This window comes from Paenibacillus sp. FSL R5-0490, from assembly GCF_001956215.1.
In the GTDB taxonomy this organism is placed as follows: domain Bacteria; phylum Bacillota; class Bacilli; order Bacillales; family Cytobacillaceae; genus Cytobacillus.
In genome coordinates, this window is sequence record NZ_MRTQ01000006.1 from 62,714 (window position 1) to 86,290 (window position 23,577).

At 42.4% G+C, this 23,577-nt stretch carries 28 protein-coding genes; 10 read left to right on the top strand and 18 right to left on the bottom strand.

Going from position 1 to position 23,577, the window contains the following annotated elements:
- Position 1: 1 nt before the first annotated feature.
- The 5 genes from BK139_RS06355 to BK139_RS06375 all read left to right on the top strand — a co-directional run bounded on the left by BK139_RS06355 (position 2) and on the right by BK139_RS06375 (position 5,148).
- Positions 2-1,036: an ABC transporter ATP-binding protein gene (locus tag BK139_RS06355; RefSeq protein WP_076257514.1), complete on the top strand. Its 1,035-nt coding sequence runs from the start codon at positions 2-4 to the stop codon at positions 1,034-1,036.
- Entirely contained in the window at positions 1,017-2,012 is a 996-nt protein-coding gene (locus BK139_RS06360; RefSeq protein ID WP_076257515.1) for an ABC transporter ATP-binding protein, read from the top strand. The genes BK139_RS06355 and BK139_RS06360 overlap by 20 nt, the downstream gene beginning before the upstream one ends.
- 420 nt (positions 2,013-2,432) lie before the next feature.
- Complete coding sequence (locus BK139_RS06365) at positions 2,433-3,200, top strand: sensor histidine kinase (protein ID WP_076257516.1); 768 nt, start codon at positions 2,433-2,435, stop codon at positions 3,198-3,200.
- A complete protein-coding gene (locus BK139_RS06370; protein ID WP_076257517.1) occupies positions 3,197-3,889 on the top strand; it encodes a response regulator transcription factor in 693 nt (230 codons plus the stop codon). Before BK139_RS06365 ends, BK139_RS06370 begins: the two co-directional genes overlap by 4 nt.
- Positions 3,889-5,148, top strand: a complete 1,260-nt coding sequence (locus BK139_RS06375) for a hypothetical protein (RefSeq protein ID WP_076257518.1) — start codon at positions 3,889-3,891, stop codon at positions 5,146-5,148. The genes BK139_RS06370 and BK139_RS06375 overlap by 1 nt, the downstream gene beginning before the upstream one ends.
- 13 nt (positions 5,149-5,161) lie before the next feature.
- On the opposite strand, the gene BK139_RS06380 is transcribed toward BK139_RS06375, so the two are convergent.
- Positions 5,162-6,142 (bottom strand): HD-GYP domain-containing protein, encoded by a 981-nt coding sequence (locus BK139_RS06380; RefSeq protein WP_076257519.1) that lies wholly within the window; start codon positions 6,140-6,142, stop codon positions 5,162-5,164.
- A gap of 440 nt (positions 6,143-6,582) precedes the next feature.
- On the opposite strand from BK139_RS06380, the gene BK139_RS23670 reads away from it, so the two are divergent.
- From BK139_RS23670 to BK139_RS06405, 5 genes are all read left to right on the top strand, one after another.
- Entirely contained in the window at positions 6,583-6,717 is a 135-nt protein-coding gene (locus BK139_RS23670; RefSeq protein ID WP_139325604.1) for an FbpB family small basic protein, read from the top strand.
- A 378-nt stretch (positions 6,718-7,095) separates the two neighbouring features.
- Positions 7,096-7,482, top strand: coding sequence for a sporulation protein (locus tag BK139_RS06390; RefSeq protein ID WP_076257520.1), 387 nt, complete (start codon positions 7,096-7,098; stop codon positions 7,480-7,482).
- A gap of 236 nt (positions 7,483-7,718) precedes the next feature.
- Positions 7,719-7,997: a YkvA family protein gene (locus tag BK139_RS06395; RefSeq protein ID WP_076257521.1), complete on the top strand. Its 279-nt coding sequence runs from the start codon at positions 7,719-7,721 to the stop codon at positions 7,995-7,997.
- 131 nt (positions 7,998-8,128) lie between these two features.
- Positions 8,129-9,103: a BMP family lipoprotein gene (locus BK139_RS06400; protein WP_076257522.1), complete on the top strand. Its 975-nt coding sequence runs from the start codon at positions 8,129-8,131 to the stop codon at positions 9,101-9,103.
- A gap of 12 nt (positions 9,104-9,115) precedes the next feature.
- Positions 9,116-10,777, top strand: a complete 1,662-nt coding sequence (locus BK139_RS06405; RefSeq protein WP_076257523.1) for a methyl-accepting chemotaxis protein — start codon at positions 9,116-9,118, stop codon at positions 10,775-10,777.
- Between the two features lie 215 nt (positions 10,778-10,992).
- On the opposite strand, the gene hpf is transcribed toward BK139_RS06405, so the two are convergent.
- The 17 genes from hpf to BK139_RS06490 form a co-directional block, all read right to left on the bottom strand.
- Positions 10,993-11,550: a ribosome hibernation-promoting factor, HPF/YfiA family gene (hpf, locus tag BK139_RS06410; protein ID WP_048009852.1), complete on the bottom strand. Its 558-nt coding sequence runs from the start codon at positions 11,548-11,550 to the stop codon at positions 10,993-10,995.
- A gap of 229 nt (positions 11,551-11,779) precedes the next feature.
- Positions 11,780-11,980: a YjfB family protein gene (locus BK139_RS06415; RefSeq protein ID WP_076257524.1), complete on the bottom strand. Its 201-nt coding sequence runs from the start codon at positions 11,978-11,980 to the stop codon at positions 11,780-11,782.
- A 29-nt stretch (positions 11,981-12,009) separates the two neighbouring features.
- Positions 12,010-12,393 (bottom strand): DUF8042 domain-containing protein, encoded by a 384-nt coding sequence (locus tag BK139_RS06420; RefSeq protein WP_286148091.1) that lies wholly within the window; start codon positions 12,391-12,393, stop codon positions 12,010-12,012.
- 13 nt (positions 12,394-12,406) lie between these two features.
- Positions 12,407-12,751, bottom strand: a complete 345-nt coding sequence (gene fliT / locus BK139_RS06425) for a flagellar protein FliT (RefSeq protein WP_076257526.1) — start codon at positions 12,749-12,751, stop codon at positions 12,407-12,409.
- The gene (fliS, locus tag BK139_RS06430) at positions 12,751-13,152 is read right to left on the bottom strand and encodes a flagellar export chaperone FliS (protein WP_076257527.1); all 402 of its coding nucleotides are present in this window, start codon (positions 13,150-13,152) and stop codon (positions 12,751-12,753) included. Before fliS ends, fliT begins: the two co-directional genes overlap by 1 nt.
- 18 nt (positions 13,153-13,170) lie before the next feature.
- Positions 13,171-15,294: a flagellar filament capping protein FliD gene (gene fliD / locus BK139_RS06435; protein WP_076257528.1), complete on the bottom strand. Its 2,124-nt coding sequence runs from the start codon at positions 15,292-15,294 to the stop codon at positions 13,171-13,173.
- A 14-nt stretch (positions 15,295-15,308) separates the two neighbouring features.
- Positions 15,309-15,668 carry a flagellar protein FlaG gene (flaG, locus tag BK139_RS06440; protein ID WP_076257529.1) on the bottom strand — a complete coding sequence of 120 codons (360 nt, stop codon included), beginning with the start codon at positions 15,666-15,668 and terminating at the stop codon, positions 15,309-15,311.
- Between the two features lie 517 nt (positions 15,669-16,185).
- On the bottom strand, positions 16,186-17,415 hold the full coding sequence (fliB, locus tag BK139_RS06445; protein ID WP_076257530.1) for a flagellin lysine-N-methylase: 1,230 nt from the start codon (positions 17,413-17,415) through the stop codon (positions 16,186-16,188).
- Positions 17,416-17,474: 59 nt separating this feature from the next.
- Positions 17,475-18,299, bottom strand: coding sequence for a flagellin Hag (gene hag / locus BK139_RS06450; protein ID WP_076257531.1), 825 nt, complete (start codon positions 18,297-18,299; stop codon positions 17,475-17,477).
- Between the two features lie 147 nt (positions 18,300-18,446).
- Positions 18,447-18,677, bottom strand: coding sequence for a carbon storage regulator CsrA (gene csrA / locus BK139_RS06455; RefSeq protein WP_076257532.1), 231 nt, complete (start codon positions 18,675-18,677; stop codon positions 18,447-18,449).
- Entirely contained in the window at positions 18,677-19,117 is a 441-nt protein-coding gene (fliW, locus tag BK139_RS06460) for a flagellar assembly protein FliW (protein WP_076257533.1), read from the bottom strand. The genes csrA and fliW overlap by 1 nt, the downstream gene beginning before the upstream one ends.
- Positions 19,118-19,132: 15 nt before the next feature.
- Positions 19,133-19,696 (bottom strand): DUF6470 family protein, encoded by a 564-nt coding sequence (locus BK139_RS06465; RefSeq protein WP_076257534.1) that lies wholly within the window; start codon positions 19,694-19,696, stop codon positions 19,133-19,135.
- A gap of 55 nt (positions 19,697-19,751) precedes the next feature.
- Positions 19,752-20,612 carry a flagellar hook-associated protein FlgL gene (gene flgL / locus BK139_RS06470; RefSeq protein WP_076257535.1) on the bottom strand — a complete coding sequence of 287 codons (861 nt, stop codon included), beginning with the start codon at positions 20,610-20,612 and terminating at the stop codon, positions 19,752-19,754.
- A 13-nt stretch (positions 20,613-20,625) separates the two neighbouring features.
- Positions 20,626-22,188 (bottom strand): flagellar hook-associated protein FlgK, encoded by a 1,563-nt coding sequence (flgK, locus tag BK139_RS06475; RefSeq protein ID WP_076257536.1) that lies wholly within the window; start codon positions 22,186-22,188, stop codon positions 20,626-20,628.
- 18 nt (positions 22,189-22,206) lie between these two features.
- Positions 22,207-22,686 (bottom strand): flagellar protein FlgN, encoded by a 480-nt coding sequence (locus BK139_RS06480; protein ID WP_076257537.1) that lies wholly within the window; start codon positions 22,684-22,686, stop codon positions 22,207-22,209.
- Positions 22,687-22,701: 15 nt separating this feature from the next.
- The gene (flgM, locus tag BK139_RS06485) at positions 22,702-22,968 is read right to left on the bottom strand and encodes a flagellar biosynthesis anti-sigma factor FlgM (protein ID WP_076257538.1); all 267 of its coding nucleotides are present in this window, start codon (positions 22,966-22,968) and stop codon (positions 22,702-22,704) included.
- Positions 22,969-23,112: 144 nt separating this feature from the next.
- Positions 23,113-23,544 carry a TIGR03826 family flagellar region protein gene (locus BK139_RS06490; RefSeq protein WP_076257539.1) on the bottom strand — a complete coding sequence of 144 codons (432 nt, stop codon included), beginning with the start codon at positions 23,542-23,544 and terminating at the stop codon, positions 23,113-23,115.
- Between the last annotated feature and the right edge of the window lie 33 nt (positions 23,545-23,577).

The following is a 23,577-nucleotide window of genomic DNA, read 5'->3' on the forward strand; positions in this document are numbered from 1 at the left end:
AATGGGAACTGAACATAAAGAAACGATACTGGAAGTGAAAAACTTAAAAACTCATTTCTTCTCCGGCAAAAAAGTCATTAAAGCGGTCGACGGCGTAGACTTTGATGTTAAAAGAGGAGAAACGCTCGGCATTGTCGGCGAATCCGGGAGCGGAAAGAGCATCACCTCCCTCTCCATCATGCGGCTGATTGCAGAGCCTCCCGGAAAGATTGTGGACGGTGAAATCAATTTTAAAGGGAAAAACCTGCTTTCAGAAACAGAGGAAGGCATGCGGCAAATGCGCGGAAACAAAATTTCAATGATTTTCCAGGAGCCGATGACTTCACTCAATCCTGTTTATTCTGTTGGAGAACAGATTGCAGAAGCGTTCCGGATTCATCAAAAGCTTCCAAAAAAGGAAGCCTGGCAAAAAGCAGTCGAAATGCTGCGATTAGTCGGCATCCCTTCACCTGAAAAAAGAGCTAAGCAGGAGCCACATGAATTAAGCGGCGGAATGCGCCAGCGCGTCATGATTGCGATGGCATTGGCATGCAAGCCGGAGCTGCTGATTGCCGATGAGCCGACGACAGCTCTTGATGTAACGATCCAGGCGCAAATCCTTGATCTATTAAAAAATCTGCAGGAACAGCTCGGAACGGCTGTCATCATGATTACGCATGATATGGGTGTTGTTTCCGAAACCTGTGACCGGGTCGCCGTTATGTATTGCGGAAAAATTGTTGAGCATACAGATGTAGATTCCCTTTTTGATAACCCAAAGCACCCTTACACACAGGGCTTGCTGAGAAGCATTCCGGCAGTGGACCGGGATGTCGAGGAATTGGAAGCCATTCCAGGTACGGTCCCAAGCCCGGACAACCTTCCCCCCGGGTGCAGCTTTGCGCCAAGATGCCCGTTTGCAACAGATTTATGCCTGACGGAAGAACCATCATTAATAGAAGATAACGGAGATAAAGTACGCTGCTGGATGTACTCGGAAAGATGGAACGGACCGGCAGTAAAGGAGGTCGCAGCAGATGTCAGCCACGCTAACTAAAGAAAAGGAAATCCTTCAAGTCAGGGACCTGCAGCAGTACTTCCCGATTAAAGGCGGTGTTTTTGGCCGCACCGTCAATCATGTTAAAGCGGTTGATGGCGTGAACTTTACGATTTATGAAGGGGAGACTGTCAGCATTGTCGGTGAATCCGGATGCGGAAAGTCGACAACAGGACGTGCGATTTTGCGACTGGATGAGCCGACTGGCGGAGAAGTGATTTTTCAGGGAACGAATTTGCTTTCCAAATCAAAACGGGAGATGCGTTCGATCCGCAAAGACTTGCAGGTCATTTTCCAGGATCCGTTCGCATCTCTTAACCCAAGAAGGTCGGTTGGCCAGACGCTTGAGGAAGCAATGGGAATCCTGAATGTTGTTCCGAAAGCGGACAGGAGGCGCCGGGCAGTTGAACTTTTAGAACAGGTCGGATTAAAGGAAGAACATATTGACCGCTATCCGCACGAATTCAGCGGGGGCCAGCGCCAGCGGATCGGAATTGCCCGCGCATTGGCGGTAGAGCCGAAGCTGATCATCTGTGACGAGGCCGTATCTGCGCTTGATGTATCTGTTCAGGCACAGGTGCTGAATCTATTAAAAAAATTGCAGAAGGAATATGGCTTAACCTATCTATTTATCTCCCATGACCTTGGGGTCGTTCGCCATATCTCTGACCGGATCATTGTGATGTACCTGGGAAAAGTAGTTGAAATTGCTGAGAAGAAGAGCTTATTCAACAACCCCCGCCACCCTTATACACAGGCGCTGCTGTCAGCCATTCCGGAGCCAAACCGGAAAAAGAAAAAGGAACGGATCATCCTGAAGGGCGATGTCCCGTCCCCTATCGATCCTCCTGCCGGCTGCCGGTTCCATACAAGATGTCCGCTGGCTACAGATTTGTGCAGACAGTCCGACCCGGAACTTAAGAGTCTGGGAGAAGGACATCAGGCGGCCTGCCATTATGCCGAGGCGATTTCTTAAATTGTTAGAGTACCAGCCTAGTGCTGATCTCAATATATTGTGTAACCCCCTTTTGGGCGGAGCTTTGCGGCTTCGCTCTTTTTTTATAGTTTGCGTTGGGCTTCATTCAGGGTTTTTTCGCTGGGTTGCTGCCTTTATGCAGACTTCGAAGCGTCTTTTCTTCTTAAGAATAGCTTAAATTCTGGATTTACCATCTACCCACTCTTCTGCAGTTCGTTTATTTGCAGAAATCAGCTTTCTATTTGCAAGTTTACTATTCTATTAGCAAATAACCTCTTTTTATTTGCAAATTCCTAAATCTATTTGCAAAATTCCCCGTCCTATTTGCATATGCCATTTTATTACGATTCCCAAATTAACTTACTAACCAGTTATCTGACATGTTATACTATTAGAAATTCTTTTAAGGCAGTGAAGATCATGCTAATTACCTACGAGACGTTTTCATTGTTTGCGATTTTTTCGATATTCGTACCGATGGCAGGTGCCATTATTTTAATGATGGTGCTGGCGTTTGAGAAACAAATAGATACTCTTTCCTTTGAGAAACAGCAGGTCGTTCTTGAGAACACGCTGCAGGAAAGCAAATATATGCAGCTGAACCAGCAGATTCACCCCCATTTTTTATTCAATACGATTAACCTGATGCTCGGTCTTGCCCGTTTAAACCGCATAGATACACTGATCAAGGCGATGGAAACACTGTCCCTGTTTTTAAAATTCAAATACCAGATAAAAGAGCAGCTCATTCCATTAAAAAAAGAATGGGAGTACACAAAATATTATCTAAAAATCCAGGAGCTAAGGTTTCATAACCGCCTCACCATTACGGAGGAAATTGACGAGGAGGCTTTGAAGCACTATGTTCCTCCTTACCTTCTTCAGACGATTGTGGAAAACTCATTCAAGCACGGACTGGAGAAAAAGCCGGGGCCCCTTTCCCTCTCCATTAAAGCTGTCAGCCATGAAGACAGCATCACCTTATATGTGGAGGATAACGGCCTTGGCATCGGTGATTATTCATTTGAGGAAATGATAGCTAAAGGGCAGGGTCTTTCTAACGTCAAAAAGCGGCTTGATTTGCTTTTTCAAACCTCTGATTTAGACATATTTAAAAATGAACAAGACGGGGCAACTGTGAAAATAACACTTCCCAAGGTCGAATTCCAGAAGGAGGAGCAAGCATGAATGTATTATGCATTGATGATGAACCAATCGTAATTGAACAGCTTGAATATATTCTAAAGCCGGCATTTCCTTTGTGGAACTTCCACTTTGCCTATGACAGCAGCCAGGCTCTTGCCATCAGCAAGGAACATTACTTTCATCTCGCCTTCGTGGACATCGAGATGCCGGGAAAGTCGGGGCTTGAACTGGTAAAAGACTTAAAGGAGATCCAGCCCCATCTGCAGATTATCATTCTATCAGCTCACCAGGACTTTGACTTTGCCAAAAAGTCCATTCAGCTGGGGGTTTCCGAATACCTGACGAAACCAATTATTGAAGAAGAATTAAAAGAGACACTGAGAAAATTCTCCACTCCTATTTTCCAAAAGGAATATTCCAAAATGGTAAATGAGGCTTTAAATCAAATACATGAGTCTTATGAACAGCGGGTTGGCCTTCAGGATATTGCAGCCAGAGTCCATGCAAGCCCAGCCTACTTAAGCCGCAGGTTCAGCGAGGAGGTCGGCACTTCCCTTATTGACTACCTGACTGTTTACAGGCTGGAAAAAGCTAAACATCTTCTGTCCACGACCCATTACAGCATTTCAGAAATTGCTGAAAAAACGGGCTTTAACAGCCTGCATTACTTCTCAAGCCAATTTAAGAAAAAAGAAAACATCACACCAAAGCAATACAGGGAGCAGCACTGATGAACACAAACCTATCGAAATCAGTTCAATATGGCTTCGGGCTGCTGAGCATCGCCATTATCTCAAGATGGACTTCAGGCAATGCCGTTTTTACAGCACCAGAAGCTTTTTTGCGTTACGGCTTTATCGGGACTGTCAGCTTTTCAGCAGCCGGCGCCCTTGCCTTTCTGGCCCTTATTCCAATAATCAAACGGATACGGTCTTCAGAGGAATCTTCATCCTTTCTCGCTATCATGGCAAGCCGATTGTCCGAACCTGCGTTAAAGTGGATGAAGAGGGTTCTTCTGCTGGCTATTTTTTTCGGCATGGCGGTCATGGGCTTTGCGGCGGGAATCCTTGTCTACCCTTTAGGCACACCGGTTCCTGTCGGGATGAGTTTATTCTTTTTATTCGGGTTTCTGATAGCGATCTTTTTCCGGTTAAAATGGTTTACCCGATTCAGCATGCTCAAGGTCGGCATTCTTTTTTTGATTATGATCATGATTCTTGTACACGCCTATATGCTGGAAGGAATTGAAGTCGTATATGATGGCATACGCCTGTACCATCCGTATCTGCTTTATGTGGAATGGGATATACTGCCTTTGCTGCTGACAGCCTTTACGATCGCCATGCTCGGTCATCTGCTGCTGGATCTGAAGATGTGGAATATGCTTCTAAAAAGCAAAAGAGAAAAACTGAGGCTCGGTCTAAGCATGACCGGATTGATCTGGAGCACGATCCCCTTTTCGTTTTCAATGATTGCTTTATCGGCTATTTACAAGGGCGGTTTTCAAAACTTTTACTCAGTCTTTGAAAAGATTTTCCTGAGATATGAGCATTTCACGATTACGATTCTGCTTATTTTTATTCTCATGGTTATCTTCTTTGAAACTTTTTTATCACAGATTCACTCGCTATATGTTCTGTATGACCGGAATGACCTCAAGCTGAATAAGCATATGTGGGGTATTCTGATTTTGTTTGTGGCGGCCATTCCAGGTTGGGCCTACCTTTTCTCAATATCTTTGCTGGATTTGTTCTTCATTTCAGGAGTCTTTTTTGCAGCTGCCTTGCCGGTTATTTTGCAGATTTTATGGAGCAGGAAGGAAAAAGGCATGCTGATGCCATCAGCAGTGCTGATTGGGACATTGTCCGGTTGGACGTTTTTATTTTTCAGCGAAGGACCGAACAGTATCCTTGTTGGATGCGTATCCTCTCTGATTGTATTGCTGATAGGCTGGTTTGCTGTAAATAGAGAAGCAGTACATCATGACTGAGTACTGCTGTCTTTTATCCCACCAAAATCCCCTTAATCACAACCGACGGGGTCACAGCCAGATCGATTTCCCGCTGATCTTCCAGCAGGCGGATGACCGGTCTGTGGAAATGCTGTTTAATCTTTGTCACAATGGCCTTCTGCTCGTTATGAAGAATGACTTTCGTTCCCGGGTAGTAGGAAGGAATGCTATTGACAAAAGCTTCAATAACCTTTCCTTTATATTCCGTTTCATATTTGGTCATAATCAATTCCAGCGCTTCATGCGGAAGCATCTTGTCGGTGGAGATCAAATTTTCGTAGAAACTGGCCACTGCACAAACCTGCGGAAGCTCAAGGATGTCATCCCCTGCCAAGCCTCTCGGATAGCCTTTTCCATTCAAAAGCTCATGGTGCTGGTATGCAATATGGGCCGACAGCAAGCTGATTTCCCGCTGGTTTTTAATAACGTCAAAACCGGTCTGCGGATGCTCCTTCTCCTCTTTAGATACTGCTTTTCCAATATCATGCAGCAGGGAGCCGATGCCGAGGTCCCGAAGCTGTGACTGCGTATATTTCAGTTTTTTGGCCGTCTGGATGGCAAGCAGAGCCACATTCACGGAATGGGCATAGCTTTTTAATTCAGGGGGAACAGATGATGACGGGACCAGCACGATGGTCTTTCGTTTTGTGACCTCGCCAATCATTTGAGCAACTGCTTTTTGGAGCTCTGCCACATTTAACATCTGCTTTTTAGCTGCCAGATCAAATGCTTTCTGCACAACCGTGATTGTGTCCATCCAGGTAGGCATATCAATCATTTCGTCCATTGAAATGCCTTCCGATTCCGCATCTTTAACAATCAAAGTAGTGATGCCCATATTCTCGATTCTTTCCAGAATGGCCGGATGAATGGAACGTCCTTCTGCCAGCAAAACTCTCTTCATCCTGTCATATATAGGCCTGGCCAGTTGCATTGTCTCCGGATTGTATTGTGTAATATCGATCATTTGCATCCGTCATCTTCCTTTCTTTCAGCAGCCTGTATTAATACTGTACCGATTTCCATCACCATCTGTCTATGGAAGATCAAACAGGATAAGCAGAGTTTAGCACATCTTGCATTCCATATTCGACAGAACAAGCCAAATTCCTGACTTTTAACAACATCGCAAGAATACAGAATTTCTGCCGCCTTATACTCCTTTTAGTGCTAAAAAAACGCATAACAGGCAGGAATTTCGACATTTGAGGACAACCCCATTGGCAAAAAAGGTCTTTAGGACTATGATAAAAGAAATAGAAAATTATTTAAATTTTCAGATTTAAATTGCTGAAGGAGTCAGCGGCTCCCCCCCTCCCTGATTCCTGATCCCTTTTGGGTGTTCATATATTAACATAGATGCAGCCGTTTCTGATCCCTCTGCCAAAAAAACTGTACATGGAGGAATGGAAGATGAAAAAGAAAATCAGATACTCACTGGATGAACTAATTAAACGCAATAAAGAAGAGCTGCTGCGGGATAAATTAAAACTGGAGAAGATTGAAGAAAGACTTGACGAACGCCATCTGAAGGCTCATCAGGCATAAAAATGATTGACAGCGGCTTAAGAATCCACTATGATGTAGCTATAAATTGAATAGTTTCTCCTAAAGGGGAGTAGCTTTTACAGCAGAGTCGTCATTACGGAGCACATGCTCTCGGCTTTGTTGGCAATTTTAACAATTGTTAGCAAGACCTTTACCAATTTGGTAGAGGTCTTTATTTATGGGCCTTTACCACCGCGGTAAAGGCCCTTTTTGTATACAGGCCCACACCGCGACACGTTTGACTTTATAAAATGGAGGAATAGGTAGAGTGAAAATTGCTTGAAACTTTATCCTTATCAGCACGTAAAGAAGGAAACAGCAAAACTGTGGTGTGAGCGAGCAGCTCCCCCCTATATAAAATTAGAGGAGAGATCTTTGTTGATTTTACGAAAATACATGTCAATGCTTGGAATAGGCTCTGCGAAAATTGATCTGCAGCTGCCAAAGCTTCAATATACGCCAGGGGAAAATGTGAGCGGAATCTTCCTGATTGAAGGAGGAACGATTGAACAGCAAATTAAGCGGATTGAGTGTGATCTGGTCATGACATCGCCTGAGAATGAGAAGGAGGAAGTGATAGGGACAGCGACCATTCTGTCCACCAAAGTCATTGAATCAGAAGAAACCAACAAAATGGACTTTAACTTTCAGCTGCCTGAAGACATTCCCTGCTCTGCGCCTGACCGGATTTTTCAATTTAAAACAAGACTGATCTTTAACGAAGGCGTCAAAAGCGCCGATCTGGATAAAATCACGATTATTTGATAACCACTTCTAAGGAGGAAGAAACGAGTGTAAACTATCCCCTCTTAACCTATAAATTATAAAAAGAGGAGATTCATACCTAATTGAACACGTTGCAAAAATGGCTAATTCTATTTACTTTTTGAAGCATACTTGAAACAAGCTATCTATCAGCTGCCACACTTGAAGTGAAAAACCCGCCGCGCATTCAGGTGGCAGCTCCCATTCAGCGAATGAACTAGAAAAAGGTGAACCTAATGAAGTTTCTCAAACGCATCAAATTTGTATTTAAATTTTGGAAGTTTCTGCCCTTCCTGAAAGAATATTTTTTATCACCGGAAGTATCGGCCGGCAAAAAGCTGTTCCCAATTGCGGCTGGACTTCTGTATATCCTTCTGCCGCTCGACCTTGTTCCAGACTTCCTGTCGATCTTCGGCTTTACGGATGATATTGTGATTACATCGTTTGTCCTTCAGCAAATGGTGAAGATGGCTCCGGAGTCGTTGAAGGAGAAATATAAGGTGCTGGAAGAATGATGCTTTTGAAGCCTGTGTTATGCAGGCTTTTTTATTTTGTTTTTTTGAGGTAAGGTCTGACTTCAGACTTAAAACCTCCTTCTTTCTGCCGATATTATGTAAGGCGAAATATTACAACATGGAGGTTTACCTTGAAAAAACTATTACCCTTCCTGCTGACGTTCAGCTTACTTCTGGCAGCCTGCTCTGCCTCTGAACAAAGCACAAACCAGCATAAAGAATATAAAATTGGCATTCTCTTATCGGACACCGGACTTGGAGATGAGTCTTTTAACGACTCTGCATTCCGGGGCCTGGAAAAAGCCCGTGATGAACTGGGCATTCTGTTTGATTACAAAGAAGCGCCTGACGGGAATTTTGAAAAGCCGCTTGAAGAGCTGGTCAAAGAAGATCATGACCTGATTATCGGACTGGGTTTCACAGCACAGGAAGCACTTGAAAAAACAGCGAAGAAATATCCAGAAAAGCAATTTCTGCTGATTGATGCTGTATCTGAGCTTGATAATGTCGTCTCACTTACGTTTAAAGAGCATGAAGGCAGCTTTCTTGTCGGAATGCTCGCTGCCATGACAAGCAAAACAGGCAAGCTGGGATTTATCGGCGGTGTTGATGTCCCCGTCATCCACCATTTTGAAAATGGATTTGTGCAAGGTGCTAAGCATTTCAACCCGAAAATTGAAGTTCTGACGGAATACGCCGGAAGTTTTGGAGATGCCGCTCTCGGCGGAAAAATTGCCGAGAAGCAAATTGCTGGCGGTGCCGATTTTATATACCCTGCTGCCGGATTCACCGGTTTTGGCGCACTGAAAAAAGCCGAAGAAAAAGGCGTGCTTGCAGGCGGTGTCGATTCCGATCAGTACTTTGTTGCAGAAAAAGCCGTTGCCACCTCGATGGTCAAAAACATCGACATTGCTGTTTTTAACCTGGTGAAGGAATTGACGGAAAACGGAAAAATCGAAGCTTCTTCCTATGAATGGGGACTGGCAGAAAACGGTGTCGGCCTTTCTGAAATCCGGGTCGTCTCCTTAACAGAGAAACAAAAAGCTGCATTAAAAAAAGCAGCAGAAGACATAATCGATGGAAAAATCACAGTAAAAGCTGAATAAAGGAGTTCCAAAATGACATTACGAAAACGCCTCATTATTGTCACGCTGATCCCGCTCGCACTCTCGGTCAGCATGATTGGCTTTATCATTTACCAAACACTGAACATTCAAAGCTCTGCCAAAGATGATGTGGAACTCCTTCTGAAAGTGAAGGACCTGGAGCAAAGCCTGGTGGTGACAAGCCAATCGCTTGCCAATTACACCTACAATTCAAGTGATGCCAACAAGGACCAGGCACTAACCATGATGACAGAAGTTCAGGAAAACCTGACTTCCCTCTCTTCGGTTGCCACAGTTCCTGAGCATAAAAAAATCATCGGAAGCATTGAAGGAAAGTATGCTGAGCTATCGAAAGTTTCCACTGAAGCTTTCAACAAGGGAAACAAAGCGGAAATCAAGCGCCAGAGCATACGGATTTCCGGCATTTTAAATGATATGCACCTTTTGAAAAAGCGCACAAATGAATGGTATGAAGGCATTCTTCAGCAAACCAGCCAGAAAATCGCCTTTATCACGAATTCTTCCCTTATAGGAAGCGCTCTGCTTATTCTTTTATCGGCTGTATTCTCATGGATGGCAGCCCGAGGAATTACAAAGCCAATCAATGCCATTGTTGAAAAAGCAGAGAAAATCTCAGAGGGCGATTTAACAGCAGACTTATCACGGCTCATCTATAAAGAGAACAGCCGCTATGAAGTGGATAAACTAACGGAAGCTTTTTCGAAAATGGTTATGAACCTGAAAGGAACCGTGCAATCCATTGAAGAGGTCAGCCAGAATGTAAAAGGATTTGCCGGGGATGTGGCTTCCTATATGCACAGCTTAAATGAAAGCAGCAGTCAGGTGGCTGTTTCAACGGACGAATTGGCGAGAGGCAGCCAGGCCATCTCTGAAGACGTTCAGGCAACCGCTGAATTAATGAGTGTGATGGGTGAGCAGTTTTCCGCTGTCCATCAGTCGAGTGCCGAGAGTGCTGTGCAAAGTACACAGGCATTGGAATCTGTTCACCAAGGACGGGTGTCTTTAGAAAAACAAATGAGGCTTGCTGACGAAATCTCCAGTTCGTCCAACCATATTAGAAGTTCAGTCAGTGAATTTGCCCAGTTCACCAAGGAAATTGAAGGGGCAGCTAACACGGTGAAAGAAATTGCGGATCAAACTAATCTGCTGGCATTAAACGCAGCGATTGAAGCAGCCCGTGCCGGTGAAGCCGGAAAAGGATTTGCGGTTGTGGCAGAAGAAGTCCGGAAGCTTGCTGATTCTTCATCAAAAGCAACCGATCTGATTGCATCAATGGTCAGCAATATCCAAAATGGAATCAGCCATATTTACAATGCCACCGAGCAGGGACATGCCCTTTCAAAAGAGCAATCCCAATCGATGAGTGAGACGGAACAAGTCTTTGAAACCATCTCTGCACATGTATCCGGCATACACAGCCATTTGGAGAAATTGGTTGAAGATATGAAGAGCTCCAGTGATATGAGTCAGCAGGTCATTAGCGCTGTGGAGAACATTTCGGCAGTAACCGAGGAAACAGCTGCCGGGACTGAGGAAATCTCAGCTTCTACTGAAGAACAGCTTCGCGCGTTTGAGCAGGTTATGGTAAAGGTGGAGCAGCTGAAAGAAATGACCGGTGTGATGGAGAGGGAATTGGAGAAGTTTACGGTTTAAGGGGGTTTTTGGCAGTGTCGTTTTAGGTGAAGATGTGAACGATGCAAATAGATCGAGGAAACCTGCAAATAGAAGAGCGATTTTCGCAAATAGAGCTTGATATCTGCAAATAGAACAGCGAAATTGCAAATAGCAGGCCAATTCCTGCAAATAGCCCAATAGTGAATCCGCACCAAACGAAAACCCCGCTTCAGCAGCGGGGTTTTCACGTTTTATTATTGTGCTTCAATCAGACCATAGCGGCCGTCTTTACGCTTGTACACTACATTTGTTAAATTAGACTCGGCATTCGTGAACACGTAGAAGCTGTGGCCCAGCATGTTCATCTGCAGGATCGCCTCTTCACTGTCCATCGGCTTCAGATCGAAGCTCTTTTGGCGGACAACTTCAAGATCGTTATCCTCCTCGTCCAGTTCAGGTGGCTCTGCCTCATTTTCAAGCGCTGCAAACACAGCAGTCAGATTGCCCTTTTCACGGAATTTGCGGTTCACTTTTGTTTTATGTTTGCGGATTTGACGCTCCAATTTATCGGTAATCAGATCAATCGCTGCATACATATCATCATGATCTTCCTCTGCACGAAGAACCAGGTTCGGCATCGGAATCGTTACTTCCACTTTAGAACGGTTATTGTTATACGTTTTTAAATTTACATGTACATTTGCATCAGGAGTTTCAGTAAAATACCTTTCTAACTTCGCAATTTTCTTCTCTACGTACTCTCTAATTGCTGGAGTTACCTCAATGTTTTCACCACGAATGTTGTAATTCATACGTGAACTCCTCCTTCTCATTATACAATGACAACCCTTTCATTAGCGTTTACTGTGAAAATCACCAGTAATGTCTGAAAAGGAAATGCCTAGTCTTAAAAGTATATTAAGACTATGTATTTATATTTCTATTTTACCCCTAAAAACTCCTGCTGAAACTGGTAAAAAGATTGAGAATATTTGTCGAATTGGTGACTTATATAAAAAAATGAGCAGCTGATTTCACTGCTCATCCTTTTATATCAATATGTCCGCCCAAATGAGGCTGGGCTGCGTGCTGGAGAGCCTGTACCTGAGACCCGCTCATCATCTTATTAATGAATTCTGCATTTCCTGCTGCCTGGTCCATGGCTTTTTTCATGACTGAGATGGATGCCTGCTGCTGGACCTGGCCTTGGGATAAGATCATAGACATTAAGGGGATATCCAAGTGAACACCTCCGGGACTGTTAACCTTATTCAGGATTGGATATATGGATTTAACTCCTGCTGAATATTATTATGCCACTGCGTAAATGCAGGATAGAGCTTTTTCGAAATGATTTCCTGTCTAACAGGCAGATCATCGAAGTTCTGAATAAGCAGTTCAGCCTGATCAGCTACTGTACTGATATCAGCGATTGCTTTAAGCATGGGCTGATTGTCTCGAACAAGCTGGCTAAGCTGTTCATGGGCTGAAGCAACTTTAGGAAACGCCTGAAAAATATCACCGAGAAGCCGCTCTCCCTCTGTTTTACTGAAATCGCTAAAGCTTTTTACGATATAATCGAATGCTTCATCTATGGTATATAAAAGATCGCTGTATTCCTTCAGGAAAAGGTATTGGTCTTCGGTCAAAGTCAACAATGTTAGTCACCTATTTTCTTTTATCATAAAACATGCCATCCGTTGCCATGGATTGATAGGGATTAGCATATTTTCCGGTTGATTCCTTTTTAATGCTTAAGTCTTTGATGTCTTTTTGGATAAAAAGCTTTTCCCTTGTCATGAGCTGGGTGACTTTTGCATTCAGGCTGATGAGCCTGGCTCCCAAGTCCTTTTCGGCGTCTGAATATGGAGGAGCCATGCCAGCCATTGCCTGCTGGCGGTTTTCAAGCAGGCTTTCAACCTGACTGATTTTCGCATCACGGTCAAGCCCGGTATCTTCAAGTAATGCTATTAGCTTTTGTGTTGCATCATAGAAGGTTTGTACTGAACTCACTAAACTGTACCGCCCTGCGAGAACTGCTTCTGGCGGTTCACCTGGATGACTTCCTTCCACGTATCCCGGAACTCAGTTACCAGGCCTTCTACCTCATCCAGTATGGAAGCATCATTTTTAATGTTAGCTTCCATTAATCTGCGATTCATGAAGTCGTACAATGACATCATATTTTTAGAAACTTCGATGTCCATATTTAATGTAACCATCAGCTCCTGAATAATAGATTGAGCCTTTTGGATATTGGTGTTTTTCATTTCAATATTCTTTTCCTCAATGGCTTTCTTTGCCTGATGAATAAACTTTAGGCAGCCGTTATACAGCATCAGCGTCAGCTCTCCCGGAGATGCGGTATTCACTGAGTTTTGCTGATAGGATTGATATGGATTGCTTACTGCCATTTGTAACACTCCTTTTTCTTACATGCCCCCGCTAAATTGGTTCATAAGGAACATGGATTGCTCATTGGAACGCTGAATCGCTTTTTCCATGGCGGTGAATTGGCGCCAGTAGCGGTCTTCAACCTGCTTTAATTTATTTTCAAAACTATCAATCCGCTTGCCCACATCATTCAGTTCCCTGCCGATGGTAAACTGCTGATTGGTTGAAAAGCTGTTTCCGGCTTTTGTCTTCAATTTATCCATTGCAGCGTTCACCGTATCATATAGCCTGTGGGCAATCCCTCTCTGTCCGTCTGTCTGCCCTTCCCCTCTAAAAAGATTCTCAACAGACACAGGATCATCTTCGATTGCCTTTTTCAGGGCAGCTTCATCAATTTCAAGCTTTCCGCCTTCTAAATAATTGCTGGTCGTTTTAATGCCGATACTGGCCAGCTGATTATAAAGCGGAGAAACAAGATCATTCGATACAGGCTGGTAAAAGTTCATCCGCATCCCCGATAAAACAGACTGGAGCGTAGAATCCTTGCGCAGGAGACCGCTTTTAGCTCTCTCCTCCCATTGCTCCTGCTGCTTGTCTGATAGTTGCTCACGCTGCTCATCGGTTAATGGGGTATAGCTTCTATAGCGCTCTTCACCAGTCTTTTTCTGAATTTTATCGATCATATCATTGTATTTATCAACAAATGCCTTAATATTGTCAAAAACCTTTGTGGAATCATTGCTGACATTAATGCTGACCGGCTGATCTTCAAAGGTCTGCTTAAGAGTGAAGGTAACACCGTTCACTTCAAATGTATTTGAGCTCCGATTGGTAGCCAATCCGTTAATCACAAATTCAGCGTTTCTACCTTCTTCTTTGACCGCAGCCCCTTTAAAGCGCAGAACATCATTTAGAAAGCTGCCGCTTGTCGTGATCTCAGCCCCGTCTTTATTAAAATCACCCGTCTCTGTGCGAGTCATCGTCATTTGGCCAGTAGCACTGTCAAAGAACATGTTGACACCAGCGCTTGAAGCATTAACTTTACTGATGACGTTATTCAGAGACTCAGTGCCTGAAATAAGGAAGGAGTCATGACGCTCTCCTTTAGAGGTTGAGGTATCGACTGAAAAAGCAGTGTATTTGTGGTCATATGCAATCTCCAGACTCACCGTTGTACTAGATCCCTCTGCCGGTTTTTGCATATCAGCATTAAACGTGATTTTTCCTGTTTCGTAGTTAAGGGTGCCTACCACTTTATTCGCATCATCGAGTATTTCTCTTTCTCCATTCACGATATTGCCCATTGAAAAAGTTTTCTCAGTGGTCGTTCCGGAAGTGGTTTCCTTAATCTTAATGCTTTTCACTTCGTTCAAGGCACCTTGTGCCAATTGAATGGAAGAAGTGCTGCTTGAAATAGCGTGTGAACCCGTCCGTTCAGTAGCCACATAATCAATCTTAATGACACTTCCCTTTGCAAGTTCCTTGCCGAATTGCAGGGTTCCATCATCTTTTACCAGCACTTCATTCTCTTTTAAGGGACGGTTCGCCGCAGTTAATTCTGCCTCACTCAGCGCATTAAGCCCTGCCCCATTAACCTTTACACTCCACGAGCTGAGTTCACTTAGATCCACTTTGGACATATCTCCGAAGCTAATAGCAGCTGGATCGGTCACATCAATATTTTTAGTTAAAACGGCACCATTTTTCCACGCACTCGCGACAGTGTTTCCATTTGAATCTGTATGATTGCCTTTATACATAAGACTGCTTTCCTGTGCATATAGGCTTTTGCTTGGGTCTATGGACTTCCCATCCGCAGAAATGCTGCCGCCGTTCACTCGAGTTTCAGCACTTGCCAGCTGTGTTACTTTCGAAATCGAGTAAGAAGACTGACTGGCCGCACCGCTAGCTGTGGCAGTTACCATTGCTTCATTTGAAGAAGTTGTCAGACGGGAGCGATAACGTGTAGTCAGTTTCATCTGAGTCAATTCACTTCTAAAGTCCAATAGTAATGAATTCATTGCACGATAATCATCCCGCTGCCATTCTAACACTTGTTTCTTCTGCTTTAATTTATCAAGAGGCATCCGTTCTGCCTTCATTAGATCTGATACAAGCTGGTCAATATCCATACCGCTCGCCAGACCTCCGATTCTAACCAATGAGAACTCCTCCTTTAAATCTTCTTATCTACCATCAGTCCAACAAAATCTGTCATTGCTGCGTACATATCCAGCATTTTTTTTGATGGGATTTCCTTTACTACTTCCTGGGTTAGGTCATCAACTAGTGTTACGTAATATTCATTTAACTCTTCGTGAAGAACAAACTTTAATGAAGTGTGAGAAGCTTGTAAGAACTCGTTCATGCTATCGACTACTTCTGTTAGCTGTTCTTCCTTCAGTGGTTCAACATGTTTACGTGCTGGCTGTTCGAGTATATTAGATTCTTTTTTTGTAAACTCATTATTTACTTCATTATTATTAGAAAATCTAGGTGTAAGAGGCATGTGTTGAGATGATAACCGATCGATCATGAAAATCCCCTACCTATATTAAATGTATTTCTTAGTTTTTATATCGGAAGGGAAGCAGAAATGTTGAGAGGGAAATTAGGCGGAGAGAATATTGTGATATTGCGGGGGAGATCCTTTATTAGAACCATTAAAGAGTAGGAAACCATCCTCTTTAATTCATTACCGTATGTGGGGACAGGCACCGATTCTTCGGGTCAAACTGTTCACTTTTAATGTATAGACTTGATTCCAATTGATTCCTCTCCCTCCAGAGTTAAATGAATGAGACTTTAAAACCAAAAACATAAGACCCCAGATAAACTAGGGTCCTATGCTTAGTTAAATTAACGAAGAAGTTGTAGAACTCCTCGTTTGATTCGCTTGCTTTGCGACTGTATCTTCCGATGACAGAATAGACTATATCTTCATCCATATATACATAGAGCTGGCACCAATGTAATGTTATTTGCATGGTAAAAATCACGATTAGGGATTTTTTTCTGATGTATACTTTTTTAAATATCACCATTTTTGTTAATTAGTTTTTTAATAATATTGTATAGGAACCTAAATTATTTAAGGAATTTTCTTCTAGAAATTTATATACTTTCTGTAAGTACCCCTTATTATGACCTACGTTTCTCGAAAAGGATTGAATAAATGAAACAATCTCATACTCATTAAAGTTTCCTTCTAAATTTGCTTTTATTCCAACAAGATGCAATCTAATTAACACATAATGTAATATAAGATAACTGTATTCCCTCATATAATTTCCATCAGTGTTCAATGGGAACATTGTCTGGAAGACGTAATTGACCAAATAATTTTCAAATATATATTCAATTTCTCTCTCAATTTCTAGGTAAAATCTCAAGGCTTCTTTATAATCCTGTAAATTTTCCGAGTCATGACGGGAAGAAGAATAACTTATTCCTTTTAAAAAATCATTATAGTGCTTTTGGAATTTTGGATGATTAATTCCTTCTATTTGTCTTGCCTCTGCAATCAGTTTTAAAATCTTATATTGTGTTTCCATATTAACAGGAATCTGTTTAAATAAATCTGATACATTACTATTAACTAAATTATATTTAAATGTAGAAATTAGATTATTAAGTTCACTTTTAGTTGTATAATTCTCAGACTGTATTTTCTGTACAAACAACCCTATATATAATAAACGTTCCCATAATTTTATGCTTCGTTCCTGAAGAATTTCTATTATAAAGAAACGGATATTCCAATAATTGTGTTCTAAACTATTTAACTTAAAATCGTTTGATTGAAGTTCACCGTTATATTTCTGATAAGGTTTATCCACTTCGATAATTTCAAATTGGATTCCTTCTTTATTTAATAATGCTAATCTAGCAATTTCTGGACAAGATACCGTACCAGACTTTTCAATATTATCATCTAATTTGTTAATTATTCTTGGATACACTGAACATGTATGACAGAGATAACTCTCTCCGAATTGCTGCTGTATCCCACATAATTTATCATCTGTTAAAAAACTGCACTGACTTTTTTCATCTAATTTCATTTTTGCATAATAATTTTCATTTGAATTATTAGAATCCTTAATTCTCTTTATACCTTCTTTAAACTTCTTTTGAAAACTAGGATTTGCAATCTTTTTGTATTTTTTATATGACTTTTTATCGATTGAAATTGTCCAACTCGCACAGCATGTATCCTCACATTCAGGACCTATACATTTAAAATCTTTCATATAAACTGGATGAAGTGTTTTTTCTTTCATTATAAGCTCCTCATTTAAAAAAGAAGAAGCTTAATATTAAGCTCCTTCTTTTAAATTAATTAGCGAAGTAATTGAAGTACTCCCTGCGGTTGTTGGTTAGCTTGAGCCAACATAGCCTGTGCTGCTTGTGAAAGAATTGAGTTCTTTGTTTGGTTCATCATTTCTTTCGCCATATCAACGTCACGGATCCGAGATTCCGCAGCAGTTAGGTTTTCAGAAGACGTGTTTAAGTTGTTTATTGTGTGCTCTAAGCGGTTTTGTTTTGCACCTAGCTGAGAACGTTCATCTGAAACTTTGGCGATTGCTTTATCAATCGTATCAATTGCTCCTGTAGCAGCAGTATGGTCAGTAGAAATAGTAAGACCATTTACACCTAAAGCAGTAGACTGCATATCCGCAAATGTTACTTCTAATTTTTGGTCTTTGTTTGCACCAATTTGGAAAGTGAATTTCCCTGTAGTACCACCTGTAGTATCCAATAAATTTTGGGTATTAAATTGAGTTGTTGTTGCGATTCTATCAATTTCTGCAATTAAATCAGTAACCTCTTTCTGAAGTTGACCTCTATCTGCTCCTGTATTTGTATCGTTACCAGCCTGAACGGCCAATTCACGCATACGTTGAAGGATAGAGTGTGTTTCATTCAATGCTCCTTCACCAGTTTGAATCATTGAAATTGCATCCTGTGAGTTTTTGGAAGCCATATCCAATCCACGAATTTGCCCACGCATTTTTTCAGAGATGGCTAGACCTGCAGCGTCATCTCCAGCTTTGTTAATACGAAGACCTGAAGATAACTTCTCCATTGACTTACCTTGTGCATTTGAAGCACTATTCAACTGACGATAAGTATTCAACGCCGCAATATTATGATTAATTCTCATTGTTTATTTCCTCCTTGAGTTATATATCCCACATCCATGTGGTTTGTTTACCAAACAACAGAAAAGTCGGCCGCCTTTTTGCTGTTCGGCTTTACAATGGTTATATCGACTTATTTTGACAGGTGTTTAATGGTTTGGAAAAAATTTTTATATCTTTTTAAAAAAGCTGCTCAAACTTTCAATTGCACTTGCTTCTGTTTGCGTTGCACTGCTGTTTTCCTGCTGAATGGATAGGTAAATTTCTTTCCTATGTATATCCACATTTTTCGGTGCACTGATTCCCAGCTTTACCTGGTCGCCTTCGATAGAGAGGATAGAGATTTCGATATCATCACCAATCATAATCGATTCTTTCAGCCTCCTTGTAAGTACAAGCATTATCTCTCCCCCTGTTCTTGAGGTGTCATGATTTTATGCTTGGTCTTATAAGGTGTTTGATTAAGTATAATTTGTTTGCCTATTTTTTTTGTTTGGTTAATGACCAAAGGGGCCTGCAAATTAGCGGTTGTTTCCTCAAATGGATCCCTTACTGTCAAAATCGCAAAGGTTGCCACATCTTTAGCTGATTGGATTTCTAATTTTCCCAATGTCTCTTCTGGCAAATCAAACTCATACTGAGGAAAAAGAACAAATGGATCTGTAACAATAAATGCCACCTCAGTTGTTTTGACTGACTGCAGTACAAATAAATCTGTTCCTTCAAGAGGGAGAATAAAAAATTCCCTCTCTTCTAAAAACCCCGGTATCCCGGATGGAAAATATATAATGTCATCCTTATTAATTTCTTGCTCACCATGAAACTTTGTTTGAATATTCATCTTTTCACCTCATTGCTATATTGTTAGACTGATAAAATCAACGCTTAGGCTATTTTTCTCAATAATCTCTGTACTGACTTTACCTGGCGTATAGTTATGTACCGGCTTTCTGATTTCAACATCAATCTTCGGCTTTTGCGGCTGAGCCTCAATGTTTACTTTTGCAGGTTCGTATTGAATCCTTACGCTATTATGAGATGGCACCCAGCCAATATTGAACTGCAGGGGAGGACCCTCACTGTTTCCTTTGGCCTGATAGGCGATAGGGTTGCCGCCGTTTTCAATTTTCATGAGCTCTGTTCCCTGTGCAGCTCTTCTCTCCAGCCCTTTCAGCCAATCCTGGTACCCGTTTTGGGCAAATTCCTCTATCCTTCTGCCGACACTTTTAAGGTCGACGTCCTCGCGTGCTTTTGTCTGGTCGATTGTAAGCTTCCCCGGGATTGTTTCGATTTCCAGGATGGCTTTAGGCTGCTGGATGGATTGGGCGGCTGGGGGCTGTTCGATTTCCTGCACCGGTTTTTCTATTGTTAATCCCATCTTGATAAAGTTAGATTCCAGCCTGATTTGCGGCACGTTCATGTTTGACACCTCTTTTATGAAAAAAAGCTATCTCCTATGGATAGCTTTTCATTGATTATCTTAAAAAGTCGGTTAAGCTCGGCTGAATGATTCTTGCCCCAACACTTAGTGCTGCTCTGTGAATGCTTTCCTGGGTTGTCAGCTCGATGATGGCTTTTTCCATATCGATGTCTTCATTATCTGAAAGGATTCTTGTCGAGAAGACTTCCTGCTGGGAAAGGCGATCCTCCATTAGTTCGACACGATTCTGTTTGGCACCAATCAGGGCACGGGCAGACAGGAAATTATCTATGTTTTTATCAACACTTTCAAGCATATCCCCAACGGCTGGATCATTCGTTTCAAGCGCTGTGATTAGCTTTTGGATATCTCCCTCGTCACTGAGCATGTCTCCAAATAGAGCCTTTCCTTCAGTGTTAACAGGAATCTTTATACCTGAAAAAACCTCAAGCTCAATGGTCCCACTTTGAAAGCCTGATTCAGATGGCCGTACATTTGTCTGATTGCCATTAAAAATATACTTTCCGCCCACTTGTGTATCTCCAAGATTCTGCAAATGCTCTTTAAGCTGTTTCACCTCTTCAGCAACAGCTTTGCGCTGATCTTCTTCCAGCGTGCCATTGCTTGCCTGGAGAGTAAGTTCCCTAATTCGCTGCAGAGCCAGCACACCTTTATCCAAAGCATCATCGGTACTGTCAACCCAGTTTCTCACTTCCCCAATATTGCGGGTAAACTGCTGAATCCGATTTAAGTCCGTACGATAGTTCATCCCCATCATTGCAGCAACCGGGTCGTCGGAAGGCTTGGTAAATTTCTTCTGTGTAGAAATTTGATCCTGCAGCTTGTCCATCCTGCTGTAGCTGTTGCTTAAATTTCGAAGCATGTTATTTGATAGCATCGATTGTGTTACACGCACTTTATTTCACCCTTTATCTGCCTACAACGCCCATGCCGTTGATGATTTTATCGAGCATTTCATCGACCACAGTGATATTGCGGGCCGAAGCGTTGTACGCATGTTGGAATTTAATCATATTGGTCATTTCTTCATCTAATGAGACTGCACTGACGGATTGCCTGTTCCGGTCTACTGAATCTGCCAGCACGGCGGAGTTTTTTAAATCCTTTTTAGCACTCTGAGAGTCTACGCCTAACCGTCCAATAATTCCTGCATAATAGGAATCCAGGCTCCCGTTCAGCTTTGATTTTTCATCATCTGTCAATGATGTATAATCACTAAAGCTTTTCTTTCTTAAATCAGCCAGCAGCTGAGCATTTTTGTTATCACCTGATGCTCCGCCTTTTTCGGCTGCCGCGGCAATTTTAGATGAGTCATTAAGCAGTGCTTGATTCACTTTCATGCTTTGTGCCGGGTTCTCTTCATCAAACTCGAAAAAGTCCAATCCGGAGATAGTATCTGCTCCAAGGGCATATCCATTCTTATGAATCTCATTGAATTCCTTGGCAAAAGCAGACGCCATTCTATTCAGCTTCTCCAGCATTTCAGGGTAAGCACCCTTAGCGGAACCACCTGCTTCATAACCATAGCTGTTAATTAAACCGGATAGTTCACCTGATAAAGTCTCAAACTGTGTAAAGGAAGTGGGTCCAATCTTTAATCCTGTTACAAGTCCGCTCTCTTCGCTTTTTTCAAGCTCTACCTTGTTAGTGCCCACAATGCCGTTCTCTTTTGTTACGGAAATGAGGCTGATAGGCGGATTATAGGATTTTCCATCCTTTTGGACAATCTCGATATTATAGAGGCCCGCTGCCATCGGTTTGGCATCTCCATATGTATTCGGGACCACACCGCTCACTTTCACGTTAACCAATTGCGAAAGACTATCTACCAATAAGTCCCGCTCATCATACAGATCATTTGGCATGTATCCGTGAGGTTCAACTGAGGCAATCTGTTTATTCAGATGATCAATTTGCGCAACGATCGCGTTAATTTCATCCACTTTCACGGCAACCTGATTGCCAATATCCTCTTGAACACGCGACAGGGAGTTATGATAATAATTCAGCGTATCCGCAACCATCTGCCCGGTGGCTGCCACCACATCCCGAGCTCCGGTGTTTTCAGTATGGCTTGATAAATCCTGCAGGGCATTCCAGAACTTTTCCAGGGTACTGTGCAATCCATTCTCAGACGGTTCATTTATGATTTCTTCCATCTTGGTGAGGGACTCGCTCATGGCACCATAATAGCCCATTTTGGTGTTTTCGGTTCTATATTGCAGATCCAGGAATGATTCTCTTATTCTCTGAACTGTTCCCGCCTCAACACCTGTTCCCATTTGACCGGGTATCTGCGGACGGTTCATGCCAACGCCGGGATAAGGCTCGGTTTGCGCGAAATTAATGCGCTGCCTGGTGTATCCCGGCGTATTCGCATTTGAAATATTATGACCTGTTGTATATAAAGCACTTTGCTGGGTGAACATGCCGCGGCGGGCCGTTTCAAGTCCCATGAAAGTTGAACGCATGTTTGTTCCTCCGTTCTGCTACACTTTCGAGTTGAAAATTCCTGGATTCATTTTTTCAGTTTTCTTTCTGGCAGGCGGGCCGTAATTTATATTCTCAGGCTGCGGTCTTAATAGATTCATAGATACATTCACAAACTGAAGGGATTGGTGAACAAGCTGCTGGTTTAGGAAGTTCTGTTCTTTCAGTTCATAAACCAGCTCCGCAAGCTCATTCGTGATTGCCTCCAGCCTTAGTCGGTCAGGCTGCGTAAGGATATTTAAACAATCTGATACTGTTGGGCTTTCGAGCATAGGTGCGATGGAATTGGCCGCTTTCTCCCGTTCTTTATCCAACCGGCTGATAGCCGCTATATGAGCCTGCTCATCCTTCAGCATCTGATTCAGGGCGTCCATGTCGCCGGTTTTAATAATGTCTGTTTTTTTAACTGCAAGTTCAAATAGGCTTTTATGAAGCTTAAGCAGTTTCTCCATCGATGCAGTAAGTGCTTCGGCTGACATGCCATCCCCTCCTCATTATTTTTTCGTATAGAAATTAGCGATGCTTTTCGCTACTTCTTTTGGGTTGATTTTATAAGTACCGTTCTCTACTTGGATTTTAAGCTCTTCTACTTTTGCTTTACGGTTTTCACTCAGCTGTGATACCTGCTGCATTTCCTTTGCAGTGGAGCTGATTTCAATTTTATCTGATGCCGTTCTGGCTGGTTTTCCTGCATTTTCAAGCTTGTTCAGTTGGCGTTTGTATGGGTTCACGCCTGAAGGACCAAAATTATTGATTTTCATGTGTACCCCTCTCTTTCTTTCCGGTCAATTTTACCCTAAGTTTATTATCGGCTAATGCGGCAATTTGTTTAAATGTTAATTTATTTTTGGCAATAAACACATCAATAAGCCTATAGAAAAAGCTATGTGAATGGGCCACATAGCTTAAAAACTCCTATTAATTTTATCATTTACGGCAAAATAAGTGCCTTGTTTTTCTCGCTGGGCTGCTTCTTTCCTTCGTTCTTCTTCAGCTGTAAACTGCTGAAGATCCTTCCTCAGTTCCACTGCACAGCTGCCGCACAGCTTGCCTTCCCGGATGCTTGTCCCGCATTTCTCGCAGGGATAATCTAGGTTAGGAAATTGTGCCAGCTTCAATCGGCCGGTTTTAATGAATTTGATGATGAGTTCCTCCACGACTCCGGTCGCCTCGACAACCTCCATCATCTTCGCTGTCCTGTTTTCCCTCTTCCGGATAAACTGGTAAACCGTCTCAAATGCCTTTTCTTCTTCTTTCCAGCAGTCCTGGCAAACGTCGCGGAATTGATTTTTTACATAAATCGCATCACATTTCGGGCAGTTAGATAACTCAGCCATATGATTTCTTCCTCTCTCAGTTTGTGATGAAAT

Excerpts from the sequence above, each read along its gene's own strand:
- BK139_RS06355 (WP_076257514.1), top strand. The coding sequence starts at position 2 with ATGGGAACTGAACATAAAGAAACGATACTGGAAGTGAAAAACTTAAAA.
- BK139_RS06490 (WP_076257539.1), bottom strand. The coding sequence starts at position 23,544 with ATGGCTGAGTTATCTAACTGCCCGAAATGTGATGCGATTTATGTAAAA.
- hpf (WP_048009852.1), bottom strand. The coding sequence starts at position 11,550 with ATGAATTACAACATTCGTGGTGAAAACATTGAGGTAACTCCAGCAATT.
- fliW (WP_076257533.1), bottom strand. The coding sequence starts at position 19,117 with ATGAATATTCAAACAAAGTTTCATGGTGAGCAAGAAATTAATAAGGAT.
- BK139_RS23670 (WP_139325604.1), top strand. The coding sequence starts at position 6,583 with ATGAAAAAGAAAATCAGATACTCACTGGATGAACTAATTAAACGCAAT.
- flgM (WP_076257538.1), bottom strand. The coding sequence starts at position 22,968 with ATGAAAATCAATAATTTTGGTCCTTCAGGCGTGAACCCATACAAACGC.
- BK139_RS06360 (WP_076257515.1), top strand. The coding sequence starts at position 1,017 with ATGTCAGCCACGCTAACTAAAGAAAAGGAAATCCTTCAAGTCAGGGAC.
- flaG (WP_076257529.1), bottom strand. The coding sequence starts at position 15,668 with ATGATCGATCGGTTATCATCTCAACACATGCCTCTTACACCTAGATTT.
- BK139_RS06405 (WP_076257523.1), top strand. The coding sequence starts at position 9,116 with ATGACATTACGAAAACGCCTCATTATTGTCACGCTGATCCCGCTCGCA.
- flgK (WP_076257536.1), bottom strand. The coding sequence starts at position 22,188 with ATGCGTTCAACTTTCATGGGACTTGAAACGGCCCGCCGCGGCATGTTC.
- BK139_RS06370 (WP_076257517.1), top strand. The coding sequence starts at position 3,197 with ATGAATGTATTATGCATTGATGATGAACCAATCGTAATTGAACAGCTT.
- BK139_RS06380 (WP_076257519.1), bottom strand. The coding sequence starts at position 6,142 with ATGCAAATGATCGATATTACACAATACAATCCGGAGACAATGCAACTG.
- BK139_RS06480 (WP_076257537.1), bottom strand. The coding sequence starts at position 22,686 with ATGTCAGCCGAAGCACTTACTGCATCGATGGAGAAACTGCTTAAGCTT.
- BK139_RS06395 (WP_076257521.1), top strand. The coding sequence starts at position 7,719 with ATGAAGTTTCTCAAACGCATCAAATTTGTATTTAAATTTTGGAAGTTT.
- fliB (WP_076257530.1), bottom strand. The coding sequence starts at position 17,415 with ATGAAAGAAAAAACACTTCATCCAGTTTATATGAAAGATTTTAAATGT.
- BK139_RS06365 (WP_076257516.1), top strand. The coding sequence starts at position 2,433 with ATGCTAATTACCTACGAGACGTTTTCATTGTTTGCGATTTTTTCGATA.
- hag (WP_076257531.1), bottom strand. The coding sequence starts at position 18,299 with ATGAGAATTAATCATAATATTGCGGCGTTGAATACTTATCGTCAGTTG.
- BK139_RS06375 (WP_076257518.1), top strand. The coding sequence starts at position 3,889 with ATGAACACAAACCTATCGAAATCAGTTCAATATGGCTTCGGGCTGCTG.
- csrA (WP_076257532.1), bottom strand. The coding sequence starts at position 18,677 with ATGCTTGTACTTACAAGGAGGCTGAAAGAATCGATTATGATTGGTGAT.
- BK139_RS06465 (WP_076257534.1), bottom strand. The coding sequence starts at position 19,696 with ATGAACGTGCCGCAAATCAGGCTGGAATCTAACTTTATCAAGATGGGA.
- fliS (WP_076257527.1), bottom strand. The coding sequence starts at position 13,152 with ATGGCAGTAAGCAATCCATATCAATCCTATCAGCAAAACTCAGTGAAT.